Origin of the sequence: Saccharothrix carnea (genome assembly GCF_003014735.1) — a bacterium.
GTDB classification, from domain to species: Bacteria; Actinomycetota; Actinomycetes; order Mycobacteriales; family Pseudonocardiaceae; genus Actinosynnema; species Actinosynnema carneum.
The window spans coordinates 1-13,940 of the sequence record NZ_PYAX01000001.1; the positions used below are offsets into that span (position 1 = coordinate 1).

Here is a 13,940-nt window from a genome sequence, read left to right on the forward strand (position 1 = left end):
CCACCACCCGCACCGGCGACGACGGCTACGCCCCCAACACCCCCGACAGCCACCGCACCGGCCACACCGACGCAGACGGCGCGCGGGACCGGGGCCGGCGAGGTCTGTACGACCAGCACAAGTGGGGCGACAACCCCGCTACCGGCAACCCGTGGACACCTGACGAGATCGACGCGGCCCGCCGGAAGCTGATGGAGGTCAACGACACCAACCGCATGCGGCGCGAACTCGACCGCCTGGGCCTCGACGTCGACCCGGAGACCATCAGGTCGATCAAGAAGTACCTGTTCGACAGCCCCGGCATCGCGATGAGCCACGACAACTACTCGGCGTGGCGCAGGCTCACGTCGGGACGTGGCTCGGTGATGGACGCGCAGTTCATCGCGCACGAGGCGGCTGAACAGCGACGACTGCGGGAGATCGGCAACCGCACCGGGTTCGACCACCTCGGCCGCAACTACGACGACATGTCGACGGCCCAGCGGGCCACGTGGCGCTCGGACCACGACAGGGCCTACCTGGAGGCGCACCGCGCGGCATTGGAAGAGGAGTACGACTTCCTCGCGCGCAAGGTCGAGGAGCTGACCAACGGCCAGGTTCCGATGTCGAGGTCGTTGGCCGCGGTCGCCGACCGGAGGGCGGAGGGCCGCGACCACATGGTGGTCGACGGCGTTCCCATGGCCGACCACTCGAACTACGCGCGTTGGCAGGAGCGGGCGGAGAGCCGGGTGGAGCTCGGCAGCAGGGTGGCCGAGAAGCTCGGCCTGCCGTCCACCGCGCGCATCGCGGACGTCGTCGAGGCGGTCCGCCGCTACCGGGCAGACTGAGGAGAACGCGCATGGCCACCAGTGACGAGGTCGCCGAGATCATCGACCTCCTGAAATCGCCGGACGCGCACCAGCGCACCACCATGCTGGGCGTGCTGGCCCAGGAGCCCGGCGGTGATCCGCGCCTGCTGCCCGTCGTGGAGGAACTGCTGGCCGACGACACACCGGACCTGATCAGCATCCCCATGCTGTTCGGCGAGGTCCGCTGGGTCGCCGCGCACGCGCTGGCCGCCGAACGGCGTGCCGCCGCCGTGTCCACGCTCGTGGAGCTCCGCGGTGTTCCCCGGCCACTGACCTCGGACGAGTTGTCGCGCCTGGTGGACGAGGCCGGACTTCCGCGCCGGGGCGGTGTGGACGGGATGCTGGCGTCGTTCACCGCGCTGCGCGAACGCGGTCTGCTACCGGTGACCGACCTGCGCCTCCCCTGACCTGGGGACTCACCCAACCGGACCACGACGGCGTGTCGTGGCCGTTAAGATCAGCGCACCGTGTCCGGGGGGAGCCAAAAGGGGTGTTCGACGCATGAGCCAGCCAGCCACACCGCTGACCGAGCAGGAGCAGAACCAGCTCGTCAAGCAGATCGGCCGCGCCATGCTCCCCGCCCTGCCGCCCGGCTGGCAGCGGATCCGGGCGGAGTACCGGGCGGCCGGTCGGCACATCGAGGTGGACCTGGCGTTCGCGGGCCCGGACGGGCAGTGGCGGCCGGTGCGCCCGCCGATGGACGTGGTCCAGCTCTTCGGGCAGTTGCGGGCCGGGATGTACGAGCCGGTGCGCGGCACGTGGCTGAGCGCGGTGTACGAGATCGAGGCGCCCGCCGCGTTCTCGGTCGACTTCAACGCCGACGAGGAGCCGCGCTGGCGCAACGCGCCGCCGGTGATCGGCTTCCAGGACGAGCTGCGCACGTTCCCCCGCCAGGACGACCGGATCCCGCCGTGGCTGCGCCAGCGCGTCGGCCTGCCGCCGCTGCCCGAGCCGACGCCCGAACCGACGCCCGAACCCGAGCCCGGCACCCCGCAGCCACCGCAGGACGGCGAACTGCGCACCGCGCACGTCTACGACGGCCGGGACGAGGAAGGCCGCCCGGTGGTGAACCGGCAGCTGCTCGACCCCCAGCTGGCCGACGCGCTGCTGACCTACCTGGAGGCGGCGCCGGTCGTGCTGGCCGCGCGCAACCTGGACGTGGACGAGTTCGTCCCCGGCGACCAGGACGTGCCGCTGAACTTCCGCACCGACGGGGCCTGGATCTGGGCCGGCGCGGTGCCGCACTACCTGCGCAAGCACGGCCTGCCGCCGGAGCCGGACCTGGTGGCGCACATCGTCGCCCGCGGTTTCCGGCTGGGCGAGGTGGACGAGGCGACCCGCGAGCGCGCGGTCGCGCTGATCACCGGCGGCGCCTGACCACCGGCTCCGCAGCACGCACCACGGCCGCGATCACGCCGATCGCGGCCGTCACTTGCCGCGCGCCGGGACGTCCCACGGACGGGACCGCCGCCACCCTGGAGTGAGGCCGAGGTCACCGTGCTCGACCTCGTTCGTTTACGTAGAGTCGCTAAGTGTGCGCACTCTGTCGACGCAGTCCGACGATCGGGCTACCTATGCGCACAAAAGCGCACGCCCGGGATACCCTGTGCGCATGAGTCCCGCGCTGGAGGCGGTGTTGGCCAAGGCAGGTCTGCAGGTCACCCCCGACGAATTCCTGTCGCTCGTGGCCGACGCGGCGAAGAAGCTGGCCCCACCACACCCGGATCCGGCGAGCTACTTCCCACCCGACCAACGCGACGCGCTGGAGGACGTGGGCCTCGACCTCAGCCCGCACCGCATCACCGACGACCAGGGCCGCGCGCGGACCGTGGTGGCGCACGCCGTGCTGCGCGACTCGGCGCTGACCGTCGCCGAGGCCGCCCGGCAGCTGGGCGTGGACACCAGCCGCATCCGGCACCGGCTCGGCGTCGGCAGGCTGGTCGGCTGGAAGGACCGGGGCAGCTGGCGGCTGCCCGCCTGGCAGTTCGCGGGCGCCGGGGTGCTGCCGGGGCTGGAGGCCGTGCTCGCGGCCGTGCCACCGGACCAGCCCGCGCTCGTGGTCGCCGGCTTCATGACGACCGAGCAGCAGGACCTGGTGGTGGACGGCGCGCCCACGACGCCGCGCGAGTGGCTGCTGGCCGGCGGTGAACCCCGCCGCGTGGCGGCGCTGGCCGAGCAGCTGGGCACGCCCGCCTGACCGGTCGCCGACCCCTGTCGCCGAGAACCTTGGACACGCATGTCACGGCTACCCCAGCCGCCCTCTCCCGCTGTGCTCCAGGCGAACCTGCGCCGCACCGAGGACGTGGTGGCGGTGCACCGGGCCACCCGGCTGGTGCGCGTCTTCGCCGCGAAGGGGCTGCACCCGCAGCGGTGGAACAGCTTCCGCTACACCGGCCCGCTGCCGCACGCGCGGTTCGACACCCAGCCGCCCGGCCCTGACGGCTCGCCGACGCACGCCCACGACCAGGGGGTGCTGTACTTCGGCCTGACCGTGCGGACGTCGGTGGCCGAGGTGTTCCAGGCGACGTCCGTGGTGGACCGCCGCACGCGCAGCCCGTTCCTGGTGGTGCTGCGCCCGCGCCGGACGTTGCGGCTGCTCGACCTCACCGGCCTGTGGCCGACCCGGGCGGGCGCGTCGCAGGAGATCAGCTCCGGGCCCAAGGCGATCACCCAGCAGTGGGCGCGGGCGATCCGCGCGGCCTACCCCGAGCTGGACGGGCTGTGGTACCGCTCGTCGATGGACTCCGGCGGCCCGGCGGTGTGCCTGTGGGACCCGCCGGGCGGCACGGGGCTGCCCGCCTCGCCGGACGTGCTGCTGCCGTTGGAGCACCCCGGCCTCGACCTGCCGCTGGCGCGGGTGTGCGAGGAGCTGAACTACACCCTGCTCGGCTGAGGCGCGGCTACACCCGGCTCGGCAGGCCGCGTCGGCGCGGCGCCGGGAGGAACCGGCCGTAGCGGACCTCGGGCAGCTCCTGGTCGCCCAGCTCGTAGCAGTGCACCAGCCCGTCGTGCCGCCAGCCGTGCGACTCGTAGAACCCGCGGCTGCGGGCGTTGTCCTGGAACACCCACAGGACGGCGTACCGGAAGCCCTGGTCCATCAGGTGCCGCAGCCCGGCCTCGTGCACCTCGTGGCCCGCGCCCTGCCCGTGGTAGCGGGGGTCGGCGTAGATCGCGACCAGCTCACCGGTGTGCAGGTCGGGGTGCGCGTCCTTGGACTCGCGGACCGAGTCGACGGCGCAGTACGCGCCGATGCGGCCGGTGCTCTCGTCGACCGCGACGAACACCCGACTGGGTTCGGGCAGCCGCAGCACGCGCGCCCACGCCGGCAGCCTGCTCTCCGGCAGCATCCGGTCCAGCACCGGGTCGTCCACTATCCCGCGGTACGAGTGCTGCCACGCGTCCACGTTGATCCTGGCGATCTCGGGCGCGTCGTCGGGACGTCCGGCCCGCACGGTCCACTGCATCGGGAGAGCGTGCCGCAACCACGGCGCCGTCCGCTAGTGCCGCGACCAGCAACCTTCACCGCGTCTTCCGGCGCACAGCAGGGCGCTTCGCGGCACCGGCCCCACGCCCACAGCCAACCAGGATGAGGACGCGGTGCCGGCACCACGATCCACCCGGCTGACCGTCGGAACAGGGGGCGAAGGCCGCCGGTCGCGGCACTAGCCATTCGGCCAACCCCGCCTGGGTGCGCCGGGGCACAGGTAGCCCGAGTACACCTGCTTCTTCACCCGGAAGCGGGTCGGGCGGAACCGGGACGGGTCGAGGTCGTGGAACCGGGTGCGCACGACGTCGTCGTGCAGTTGCTGAGAGATCACCAGCACCAGGTCGTCGTCGGCGGTGGCCAGCGCGTCGCGGACCACCTTGGCGTCGAGCAGCCGGCAGGTCACGATCGGGGCGTCGCCGACCAGGCCGAACGCGCCGGCGGTGAGCGGGCCGCAGTGCATGGCCACGCGCATCCGCAGCGGCGTGCCCGCCCGGCGCAGGTCGGCCAGCGCCTCGGTGAGCTGCTCGGTGAAGTGGGCGACCACCCACGCGGCGTCGGCGTCGGTGGGCAGCACGGCCAGTTCGCCGTCGCCGCGCACCTGCCGGTACCACAGGTCGCGGTCCAGCCCGGCCTTGCGGGCGGCCACGTCCAGCACGTCGCTCAGCCGCGACTGGACCAGCGACTGGTCCAGCGCGTCGAGCTTGCTGTAGCCCTCGACGTCCACGGCCACCACGAGGCGGTAGACCAGTCCGTGGAGGGGCGTCACCATTTCCAACGTCACACCAGGAGCATCGCGCCGGTCCGCGTCCGGAAGTAGGGCGATCACCGGGTTTCCTGTTGCCCGATCGGGCGAGTCACAGCTCGGCGATCTTCCGCAGCACGTCCCGATCCACGATCGTGGTGCTCCGGTACCCCATGGTGATGACACCGCGGTCGCGCAGGGTGCGGAACTCCCGGCGCGCGGTGTCCTCTTCCACGCCGACGAGCGACCCGATCTCGCCCTGGGTCAGGTTGAGCTTCAACGCGATGCCGTCGCCGCCCTGGTGGCCGTAGGCGTCGGTGAGGTAGGCCAGCACGCGGGCCAGCCGCACGGACGCCGCGTAGCCGTTGAAGTCCATCCGCCGCTGCTCGCCCCACTCCAGCGTGCGCAGGATCATCTTGTCCAGGTCGAAGTGGGCGGCCGGGAACCGGGTGAGGTAGTCGGTGAACTGCGCCGCGCTGATCACCCGGGTGCGGGTGTCGACGCACGCGGTCACGGTCGCCGAACGCGGTTTGCCGGTCAGGAACGCCATCTCGCCGACCACGTCGCCGCCGACCTTGACGTTGAGCAGCGCGACCCGCCCGTTCTCCAGCGTCACCGTCGCCTTGACGAGCCCTTGGACGAGCAGGATCACGTGGTCGGACCGCTCGCCCTCGCGCACCAGCGCCTCGCCGCGCCGGAAGACCTTCTGCACGCCCAGTTGCAGCAGCGCCGCGCGACCGGCGGCGGACACCGTCTCCAGGTACGTGCCGGTGGGCCAGCCTGATGGGATCGCCATCTCGTTCGACCTCCTCCGCGAGGACCCAGTGTGCCGCTCGCGGAGGAGGAAGATCCGGGATTCCGACCGGTTCCGGCCAAGTGGCCGATCAGGTGACGCCAGGCCGGGTCGCTACCAGGACAGGCGGGGTCGGGACAGGCGGGGTCAGGACAGGTGGCGCGCCCACCAGTCGAGGACGTGCGCGAATCGCTGCGCGCGGTGGCGGGGCTTGCCCGAGCGGGTCAGCTCGTGGCCCTCGCCGGGGAACACCAGCATCTCGGCCTCGACACCGTTGCGGCGCAGCGCGACGAACATCCGCTGCGCCTGCTCCAGCGGGCACCGCCAGTCGTGCTCGGAGTGCACCACCATGAACGGCAGGGAGATCTTCTCGGCGTAGGTCAGCGGGCTCATGGCGCGCTGCGCCTCCAGACCGGGCCCGCAGTAGGCGTCGGTGAAGAACCAGCCGATGTCCGAGGACCCGGAGAACGAGTCCCACGCGTTGACGGCGCGCTCGCTCCACGCGGCGCGGAACCGCTCGCCGTGGTGCGCGGCCAGCCAGGACGTCATGAAGCCGCCGTAGGAGCCGCCCATCACGCCGACCCGGCCCGCGTCGAGCTCGGGGCGCTCCAGCGCGACGTCCAGCACGGTGAGGATGTCGTCCACGTCGACCGTGCCGAAACCGCCGATCACGGCCTGGCCGTGCGCCTGGCCGTACCCGGCGGACCCGCGCGGGTTGGGCAGCACGACCGCGTAACCGGCCGCCGCGTACACCTGCGCCTCGTCGAAGAAGCCCCAGCCGTGGTACATGAACGGGCCGCCGTGCACGGCCAGCAGCACCGGGTGCGGCCCCTCGCCCTCGGGCAGCACGACCCAGCCGTGCACCGGGTAGCCGTCCGGCGCGGTGCCGGTCAGCTCGACCGAGGGCCGCAGCGGCACGGTCGAGCCGAAGTCGGTCAGCGTGCCGCCGCCGACCAGTTCGACCTCGCCGGTGTTGTCCGAGGTGGTCACCACGGCCACGATCCGGTCGCCGTCCGCGGCGAACGACTTCACCTCGGCCTGCTCGCCCGCGAGCAGCTCCAGGTCGGCCAGCACGGCGTTGTCGGCGTCCAGCGGCACCCGGCGCAGCTCGACCGCGCCCCGGTTGCGGACCGCCACGAGCACACCCGCGTCCGTCACCACCGGCGCCCCGGCGGCCTTCTCGCAGTCGACGGTCTCCACGTCGGTGAGCCGGGTGAGGCCCTCGCCGTCGAACCGCCACAGGCTCACGTTCCGCGCGATGGCGGCCGTGCCCGGCGCGTGCTCGGGCGAGTAGAACAGCACGCCGCCGTCCGGCAGGGCGACGGGGAGCATGGCCGCGCCGGGCGCCGGCACGACCAGTTCGGGCGCGCCGCCGGCCGCGGTCACGCGGTAGAGGTCGTTGTGGAACGTCTCGGCCGCGCCGAGGTCGCGCTCGGCCAGGAACAGCACGGCCTCGCCGTCCGCGGTCCAGGCGGGGTCCAGCGCGGAGAACGTGCCGTCGGTCAGCTCCACCGGCTCGGCGTCCGGGTCGAGCGCGTCGACGGTGAACAGCCGCGCGTGCCGGTCGGTGGTGAAGCCGACGTCGTCCACGCGGTAGTCCAGCCGGGTGATGTGCCGCGGTGCCTCGGCGTCCGGTGTCGGCGCCTCGCCGCCCGCGACGAGCGGCGCGCCGTAGCGGCCGGGTTCGGGAACCCGCGAGGTGAACGCGAGCCGACGCGAGTCCGGCGCCCACACCGGCACGCCCGCGCCGAGCTCGAAGTCGGTGAGCGCACGGGCCTCGCCGCCGTCTGACGGCATCACGTGCAGCTGCGGCGGCTTGCCGCGCTCGGTGACGCGCAGGAACGCGACCCAGCGACCGTCCGGGGAGATCCGGGGTGCCAGGTCGCGTTCCGCCCACGTCCAACGCCTCGTACCGCCGCCGTCCAGGGCGACCCGGTGCAGGCCGCCCCGGTAGGCGTTCGCGGTGACGTCCGGGGTCAAGACGTTCACCAGCACGAGGTCACCACGCACCGACACGGAGCCGGGCTGGGTCAACGACTGCAAGTCATCGGGGCGCACGCTTCAGCACGTTACCCCAACGATCATTAGCAAGGCTCACGAGATTTTGACGCTCACAGATGGTCACTGGGAGTGGGGACGTGCTTCACCGCTTCGGGGTTCCGCCGCACCTTGACCAGGCTGGCGATCGTCGTGATGGCCAGCACGCCGATGATCACCGACAGCGACACCTCGATGCCGATGGTCGGCACGTGCAGCGGCTCACCGCCGTTGAGGAACGGCAACGAGTTGGTGTGCAGCGCCTCCAGGATCAGCTTCACGCCGATGAAGCCCAGGATCACCGACAGGCCGATCGACAGGTACACCAGCTTGTTCAGCAGGCCGCCGAGCAGGAAGTACAGCTGGCGCAGGCCCATCAGCGCGAACGCGTTCGCGGTGAAGACCAGGAACGGCTCCTTGGTCAGGCCGAAGATCGCCGGGATGGAGTCGAGCGCGAACAGCAGGTCGGTGGTGCCGATGGCGACGATGACGATGAACATCGGCGTGACGAACCGGCGGCCGTCGATCTTCACGAACGACTTCGCGCCCTGGTAGCTGTCGGTCACCGGGTAGACCTTGCGGACGACCTTGAGCGCGACGTTCTCCTTGTACTCCTCTTCCTCCTCGTTGTGGTCGGTGCGCGCCAGCTTGTAGCCGGTGTAGATGAGGAACGCGCCGAAGAGGTAGAAGACCCAGCTGAACTGCGCGATGACCGCCGCGCCCACGGCGATGAAGATGCCGCGCATGACCAGCGCCATCAGGATGCCGATCAGCAGCACCTTGTGCTGGTGGATCGCGGGCACCTTGAAGGTGGTCATGATGATCAAGAAGATGAACAGGTTGTCGACGCTCAGCGAGTACTCGGTGATGTACCCCGCGAAGAACTCACCGGCGTAGACACCACCCGACCAGAACCAGATGCCGAGACCGAACAGCACCGCGACGCCCACGTAGAACGTGACCCACCGGGCAGCTTCGCCGATGGTGACCTCGTGCGGTTTGCGGTCGACGATGAAGAGGTCGATGGCCAACAGGACCACCAGGCCGGCGATCGTGGCGAACCACAGCCACACGGGTACAGACATTGATTAACCCTCCGGTGCATCGCGCGCACGCCAATGACCGGAGGTCTCCTCCGCCGGCTTGAACGACCGACCGGCGGCACCGGGAACCTCACGCCAGGCTCCGTGCTGACGACACCGCCGCGAGGGAGTACTCCCCTCCACGCCTACACAGTCTCACGCATGAATGCGGTCCGGCGCCAGCGGAGGTGATCAGAGGCACCCGACCGGGCCGCCGGAACCAGCGGGTTTCGCTGAGAGCGCGACGCCGTGCTGACAGCCCGTTCTCAGCTAATCACGCCTATGGTCAACTCCGTGGCCTCCCTCAACCGCCTCCGCGGCAGGTGGTCGCTCCCCGCGCTGGTCGTGCTGGTCGCCCTGGTGGGCGCCATCGTGGTCTTCACGCGCCAGGGGGACGACCCCGCCCCGGTGAGCACCCGCGACGCGGTGATCGACGTGCCGGAAAGTCCGGACAGCGACCGCACCGTGCAGATCGACACCACCCTGTACCTGCCCGAACGCACACCCGCACCCGCCGTCCTGCTGCCGCACGGCTTCGGCGGCAGCAAGGCGAGCGTGGACTCCCAGGCCACCGAGCTGGCCCGCCGCGGGTTCGTCGTGCTGGCCTACTCGGCGCGCGGCTTCGGCCGCAGCACCGGCCAGATCGCGCTGAACTCGCTCGACCACGAGGTCCGCGACGCGCAGAAGCTGCTCGACTGGCTGGCCACCCGCGCGGAGGTGGTCACCGATGGCGCCGGGGACCCGAAGGTGGGTGTGACCGGCGGCTCGTACGGCGGCGCGCTCGCGCTGTCGCTGGCGGGCGTGGACCCGCGGGTCGACACCATCGCCCCCGTCATCACGTACAACGACCTGGCCCAGGCCCTGCTGCCGAACTCGGCGAGCACCGGCGACGTGCCGACCGCCACCCCGGCGGCCAACGCGTTCGCCGACGAGGGCGTGTTCAAGCGGTCGTGGGCGGGCATCTTCTTCTCCGCCGGCCTGTCCGGCGCGGACGCGACCAACCCCGGCCAGGAGGCCTCCGAGCCGGGTCAGGACGATGACGGCGAGGCCGCGGACAGCGCCGCCGCCGCGATCACCGCGCCGCCCCAGCAGCAGGGCGACGCCCGGCCCACCGGACCGGTCAACGGCGCGTGCGGCCGCTTCCAGGCCGACGTGTGCGCCGCGTACACCGAGGTCGCGACCACCGGCAAGGCCGGCCCGCAGACCCTGGAGGTGCTGCGCCGCGCGTCGCCGTCGACCGTGGCGGACAAGATCACCCAACCGACGCTGCTGGTCCAGGGCGAGCAGGACACCCTGTTCGGGCTCGACCAGGCCGACGCCAACGCCCGCCAGATCGCCGCGAACGGCGCCAAGGTCAAGGTCGTCTGGTACGCGGGTGGCCACGACGGCGGCTCGCCCGGCCCCGAGCTGCGCGGGCAGATCGCCGACTGGATGGCGTTCCACCTGGAGGGCGAGGGCACCGACCCCGGCACGAGCTTCGAGTACACCGTGGTCGGCGCGTTCCGCAGCAGCGGGTCGCCGTCGCTGCGCAACGTGATCGCGCCGAGCTACCCGGGCCTGGCCGGCTCGGCCGTGGAACGCCGTGACGTGCCGCTGACCGGCCGCGAGCAGGTGGTGGTGAACCCGGCGGGCGGCAACCCGGCGGCGGTGTCCAGCCTGCCCGGCCTCGGGTCGGTGGTGTCGCGGTCCAGCTCGCTGTCGTCGCGGCTGTCGATCGACATGCCCGGCCAGGCGGCGGTGTTCCAGAGCGAGCCGCAGACCGCGCAGACGCTGCTGACCGGCGCGTCCACGGTGCGGCTGCGGGTGGCCGCCGTGCCGGGTCAGCCGGTGCCCGCCGAGGGCGCGGTGCTGTTCGTGAAGCTGTACGACGCCGACGCGAGCGGCGTGCGGACGCTGCCCGGCTCGGCCGTCGCGCCGGTGCGGGTGACGGACCTGCCCGCCGACGGCACGCCGGTCGAGGTCACCGTGACGCTGCCCGGCGCGGTGCGCCCGGTCGAGGCCGACCACCGGCTGCAGCTCGTCGTGTCGACCACCGACATGGCGTACTCGAACGCCGCCGAGCCGGCCGCGTACCGGGTCTCGCTGGCCTCGCCCGCGCTGTCGGTGCCGGTGGTGCCGGGCGTGAACGCGACCAGCGAGGTGCCGACCGGCGCGCTGTGGGGCATCGCGATCGTGCTCATCGTGTGCGTCATCGCGGCCGTGGTCGCGTGGTTCCGCCGCAGGCTGACCGCCGACGTCGACCCGGAGCTCGAGTCGGTGCCGCTGGTGATCGAGAACCTGAGCAAGTCCTACCCCGGCGGGTTCGTCGCGGTGAAGGACCTGTCGTTCCGGGTGGAGCACGGCCAGGTGCTCGGCCTGCTCGGGCCCAACGGCGCGGGCAAGACCACCACGCTGCGGATGCTGATGGGCCTGATCCGACCCACCGAGGGCGGGATCAGGGTGTTCGGCCACCGGGTCAGCCCCGGTGCGCCGGTGCTGTCGCGGATCGGGTCGTTCGTCGAGGGCTCGGGTTTCCTGCCGCACCTGTCCGGTGCGGAGAACCTGCGGTTGTACTGGGCGGCCACCGGTCGTCCGCTGGAGCAGGCGCACGTCGAGGAGGCCCTGGAGATCGCGGGCCTGGGCAACGCCGTCCACCGGCGCGTGCGGACCTACAGCCAGGGCATGCGGCAGCGGCTGGCGATCGCGCAGGCCATGCTGGGCCTGCCGGACCTGCTGGTGCTGGACGAGCCGACCAACGGGCTCGACCCGCCGCAGATCCACCAGATGCGCGAGGTGCTGCGCCGCTACGCGGCGGCCGGGCGGACCGTGCTGGTGTCGTCCCACCTGCTCGCCGAGGTCGAGCAGACGTGCACCCACGTGGTCGTCATGCACAAGGGTTCGCTGGTCGCGGCCGGTCCGGTGGACGAGATCGCGACGGGCGGCGGCGAGGCCAGCTTCAAGGTCGACCAGCCGGACCAGGCGGCCACCGTGCTGCGCGGGCTGTCCGGCGTGCACGACGTGCACGTGGACGGCGAACAGGTCCACGCGAGCCTCAACGGCACCCCGCGCGCCTCGGCGCTGCAGGCGCTCGTGGCGGCGGGCGTGGCGGTGGACCAGGCCGGTCCACGTCGTCGGTTGGAAGACGCATTCCTGGAGCTGGTGGGCGAATGAGCGAGAACGGTGTGCACACCGATCCGGCCGCGATCTCCGATCTGACGGACGCCGCGGAGGCCGAGCACTCGGCGGTCGCGCCGGACGGGTCGAAGGTCGGGTACCGGGCGTCGCGGACGTTGCCGGTGCGGGTCGAGTTGGTGCGGCAGTTGCGCCGCAGGCGGACGCAGTTGGTGCTGGGTTTCCTGGTGCTGCTGCCGTTCATCCTGGTGGTGGCGTTCGAGCTGGGGCAGGCGTCGCCGAACCGGCGGTCGGGTGGGTTCGTCGACCTGGCCACGGCCAGCGGCGTGAACTTCGTGATCCTGACGCTGTTCGTCAGCGGCAGCTTCCTGCTGCCGATGATCGTGGCGCTGTTCTTCGGCGACACGATCGCGTCGGAAGCGTCGTGGTCGTCGTTGAAGTACCTGCTGGCCGCGCCGATCCCGCGGCACCGGCTGCTGCGGCGCAAGGCGGTCGCGTCCGGGCTGATGTCGGTGTTCGCGCTGGCGCTGCTGCCCGCGGTGGCGCTGGCGGTCGGCGTGGTCTGGTACGGGGCCGGTGAGGCGGTGTCGCCGACCGGTGAGGCCGCGTCGTTCGGCGCCGGGGTGTACGGGGTGGCGCTGGCCGTCGTCTACATCTCCATCCACCTGTTCTGGGTGGCCGGGCTGGCGCTGTACCTGTCGGTGTCCACGGACGCGCCGCTGGGCGCGGTGGGCGGCGCGGTGCTGGCGTCGATCGTGTCGCAGATCCTCGACCAGATCACCGCGCTGGAGGGCCTGCGCGACTACCTGCCGACGCACTACGGGTTGGCGTGGGCCGACCTGCTGTCGTCGGACGTGGACTGGTCGGAGATGGCGAAGGGCACGTTCTCGGCGCTGGCGTACGGGGCGTTCTTCACCCTGCTGGCGGCGCGGAAGTTCGCGCGCAAGGACATCACCAGCTGAGTTGTGCTCCGCGGAACGGCGCATCGGGACCAACCGGTGCGCCGTTCGCCTTTCACGCGGTGGGAGGCCGCTTGGACCTGGGCAGCTTGTCCACGACGAGCCGGTAGGACAGGTCGAGCAGTTCGAGCAGCTCGTCGTGCGGGACCGAACCGCCGAGCCGCACCCGGTTCCACCCGTAGCGCCCGATGTAGGCGCTGACGGTGACGTCGTCCGGGTACAGCTCGCGCCAGTGCCCCGCGTCGTCGGCGGTGGCGCCCGACTTCACGCCGACGCTGCCGCCGTCCAGGCTGATGAACGCGAAGATCTTGCCGCCGACCTTGCAGCACAGCTCACCGTCGCCGAACGGGTAGGTCTCCTCGGCTCCGGGCTTGGCCAGGCAGTGCGCGATCACGTCGTCCAACGTCATGGCGCCACGCTAACCGGTGACATTTAAGGTGATCACGTGACTGTCTACACGGACGAGGAAGGCCGGACCCTGCGCACGGCGGTCTTCGGCGCGATGGTGCTGGTGTCCACGGCCGAGCCCGGCGCGCTGGACGAGGAGAGCCACGCGGGCATCCGGGCGATGGCGGCGTTCTCGCCCCGGCTGCGCCAGGTGCTCGGTGCCGCTCGTCCCGAACTGCCCGTGGGTTCCGCGGCCGACGTGGAGGTCGGCGTGCTGGAGGCGCTGCGGCGCTCGGTCGAGGTCCTGTCGGCGAAGACGCCGGAGGAGGCCGCGGCGTTCCCGGCGGCGGTGCTCGCGGTCTGCGCGGAGGTCGCCGGGGCGGACGGCCGCGTGGGGTCGGCCGAGGACGCGGTGCTGGGCAAGGTGCGGGCCGCGCTGGAGGGCTGAGCCCGCAGGGCCGATCGAGTGGTTCACCGGCGCCCGGTGCACGGCG

At 72.0% G+C, this 13,940-nt stretch carries 14 protein-coding genes; 8 read left to right on the forward strand and 6 right to left on the reverse strand.

What is annotated here, in order from left to right:
• The 5 genes from B0I31_RS40250 to B0I31_RS00025 all read left to right on the forward strand — a co-directional run.
• Nucleotides 1-827 (forward strand): hypothetical protein (locus tag B0I31_RS40250; protein ID WP_181319913.1); only part of this gene is annotated, 827 nt, incomplete at its 5' end.
• Nucleotides 828-838: 11 nt separating this feature from the next.
• Nucleotides 839-1,255 carry a hypothetical protein gene (locus tag B0I31_RS00010; RefSeq protein ID WP_106613235.1) on the forward strand — a complete coding sequence of 139 codons (417 nt, stop codon included), beginning with the start codon at nucleotides 839-841 and terminating at the stop codon, nucleotides 1,253-1,255.
• A 94-nt stretch (nucleotides 1,256-1,349) separates the two neighbouring features.
• The gene (locus B0I31_RS00015) at nucleotides 1,350-2,225 is read left to right on the forward strand and encodes a hypothetical protein (protein WP_106613236.1); all 876 of its coding nucleotides are present in this window, start codon (nucleotides 1,350-1,352) and stop codon (nucleotides 2,223-2,225) included.
• Between the two features lie 235 nt (nucleotides 2,226-2,460).
• Nucleotides 2,461-3,045, forward strand: coding sequence for a DNA-binding protein (locus B0I31_RS00020; RefSeq protein ID WP_106613237.1), 585 nt, complete (start codon nucleotides 2,461-2,463; stop codon nucleotides 3,043-3,045).
• A gap of 39 nt (nucleotides 3,046-3,084) precedes the next feature.
• Nucleotides 3,085-3,741, forward strand: coding sequence for an RES family NAD+ phosphorylase (locus B0I31_RS00025; RefSeq protein ID WP_106613238.1), 657 nt, complete (start codon nucleotides 3,085-3,087; stop codon nucleotides 3,739-3,741).
• 7 nt (nucleotides 3,742-3,748) lie between these two features.
• Here the strand turns inward: B0I31_RS00025 and B0I31_RS00030 are convergent, their stop codons facing one another.
• The 5 genes from B0I31_RS00030 to B0I31_RS00050 all read right to left on the reverse strand — a co-directional run bounded on the left by B0I31_RS00030 (nucleotide 3,749) and on the right by B0I31_RS00050 (nucleotide 8,992).
• Nucleotides 3,749-4,312, reverse strand: coding sequence for a GNAT family N-acetyltransferase (locus B0I31_RS00030; protein ID WP_106613239.1), 564 nt, complete (start codon nucleotides 4,310-4,312; stop codon nucleotides 3,749-3,751).
• A 198-nt stretch (nucleotides 4,313-4,510) separates the two neighbouring features.
• On the reverse strand, nucleotides 4,511-5,116 hold the full coding sequence (locus B0I31_RS00035) for a nucleotidyl cyclase domain-containing protein (protein ID WP_245949551.1): 606 nt from the start codon (nucleotides 5,114-5,116) through the stop codon (nucleotides 4,511-4,513).
• A gap of 73 nt (nucleotides 5,117-5,189) precedes the next feature.
• On the reverse strand, nucleotides 5,190-5,873 hold the full coding sequence (locus B0I31_RS00040; protein ID WP_106613241.1) for a Crp/Fnr family transcriptional regulator: 684 nt from the start codon (nucleotides 5,871-5,873) through the stop codon (nucleotides 5,190-5,192).
• Nucleotides 5,874-6,017: 144 nt separating this feature from the next.
• Nucleotides 6,018-7,928 (reverse strand): S9 family peptidase, encoded by a 1,911-nt coding sequence (locus tag B0I31_RS00045; RefSeq protein WP_106613242.1) that lies wholly within the window; start codon nucleotides 7,926-7,928, stop codon nucleotides 6,018-6,020.
• A 53-nt stretch (nucleotides 7,929-7,981) separates the two neighbouring features.
• Nucleotides 7,982-8,992, reverse strand: a complete 1,011-nt coding sequence (locus B0I31_RS00050) for a TerC family protein (RefSeq protein WP_106613243.1) — start codon at nucleotides 8,990-8,992, stop codon at nucleotides 7,982-7,984.
• A 279-nt stretch (nucleotides 8,993-9,271) separates the two neighbouring features.
• On the opposite strand from B0I31_RS00050, the gene B0I31_RS00055 reads away from it, so the two are divergent.
• On the forward strand, nucleotides 9,272-12,139 hold the full coding sequence (locus B0I31_RS00055) for an alpha/beta fold hydrolase (protein ID WP_181319914.1): 2,868 nt from the start codon (nucleotides 9,272-9,274) through the stop codon (nucleotides 12,137-12,139).
• On the forward strand, nucleotides 12,136-13,062 hold the full coding sequence (locus B0I31_RS00060; protein ID WP_106613244.1) for an ABC transporter permease: 927 nt from the start codon (nucleotides 12,136-12,138) through the stop codon (nucleotides 13,060-13,062). Before B0I31_RS00055 ends, B0I31_RS00060 begins: the two co-directional genes overlap by 4 nt.
• Nucleotides 13,063-13,114: 52 nt before the next feature.
• Here B0I31_RS00060 and B0I31_RS00065 read toward each other — a convergent pair whose 3' ends face one another.
• On the reverse strand, nucleotides 13,115-13,468 hold the full coding sequence (locus B0I31_RS00065) for an MmcQ/YjbR family DNA-binding protein (RefSeq protein WP_106613245.1): 354 nt from the start codon (nucleotides 13,466-13,468) through the stop codon (nucleotides 13,115-13,117).
• 36 nt (nucleotides 13,469-13,504) lie between these two features.
• On the opposite strand from B0I31_RS00065, the gene B0I31_RS00070 reads away from it, so the two are divergent.
• Nucleotides 13,505-13,894 (forward strand): hypothetical protein, encoded by a 390-nt coding sequence (locus tag B0I31_RS00070; protein ID WP_106613246.1) that lies wholly within the window; start codon nucleotides 13,505-13,507, stop codon nucleotides 13,892-13,894.
• Nucleotides 13,895-13,940 lie beyond the last annotated feature (46 nt).

Bases quoted from the DNA above. Each gene is read 5' to 3' on its own strand.
- B0I31_RS00010 (WP_106613235.1), top strand. From the start codon at position 839: ATGGCCACCAGTGACGAGGTCGCCGAGATCATCGACCTCCTGAAATCG.
- B0I31_RS00015 (WP_106613236.1), top strand. From the start codon at position 1,350: ATGAGCCAGCCAGCCACACCGCTGACCGAGCAGGAGCAGAACCAGCTC.
- B0I31_RS00030 (WP_106613239.1), bottom strand. From the start codon at position 4,312: ATGCAGTGGACCGTGCGGGCCGGACGTCCCGACGACGCGCCCGAGATC.
- B0I31_RS00040 (WP_106613241.1), bottom strand. From the start codon at position 5,873: ATGGCGATCCCATCAGGCTGGCCCACCGGCACGTACCTGGAGACGGTG.
- B0I31_RS00020 (WP_106613237.1), top strand. From the start codon at position 2,461: ATGAGTCCCGCGCTGGAGGCGGTGTTGGCCAAGGCAGGTCTGCAGGTC.
- B0I31_RS00060 (WP_106613244.1), top strand. From the start codon at position 12,136: ATGAGCGAGAACGGTGTGCACACCGATCCGGCCGCGATCTCCGATCTG.
- B0I31_RS00065 (WP_106613245.1), bottom strand. From the start codon at position 13,468: ATGACGTTGGACGACGTGATCGCGCACTGCCTGGCCAAGCCCGGAGCC.
- B0I31_RS00050 (WP_106613243.1), bottom strand. From the start codon at position 8,992: ATGTCTGTACCCGTGTGGCTGTGGTTCGCCACGATCGCCGGCCTGGTG.
- B0I31_RS00025 (WP_106613238.1), top strand. From the start codon at position 3,085: ATGTCACGGCTACCCCAGCCGCCCTCTCCCGCTGTGCTCCAGGCGAAC.
- B0I31_RS00055 (WP_181319914.1), top strand. From the start codon at position 9,272: ATGGTCAACTCCGTGGCCTCCCTCAACCGCCTCCGCGGCAGGTGGTCG.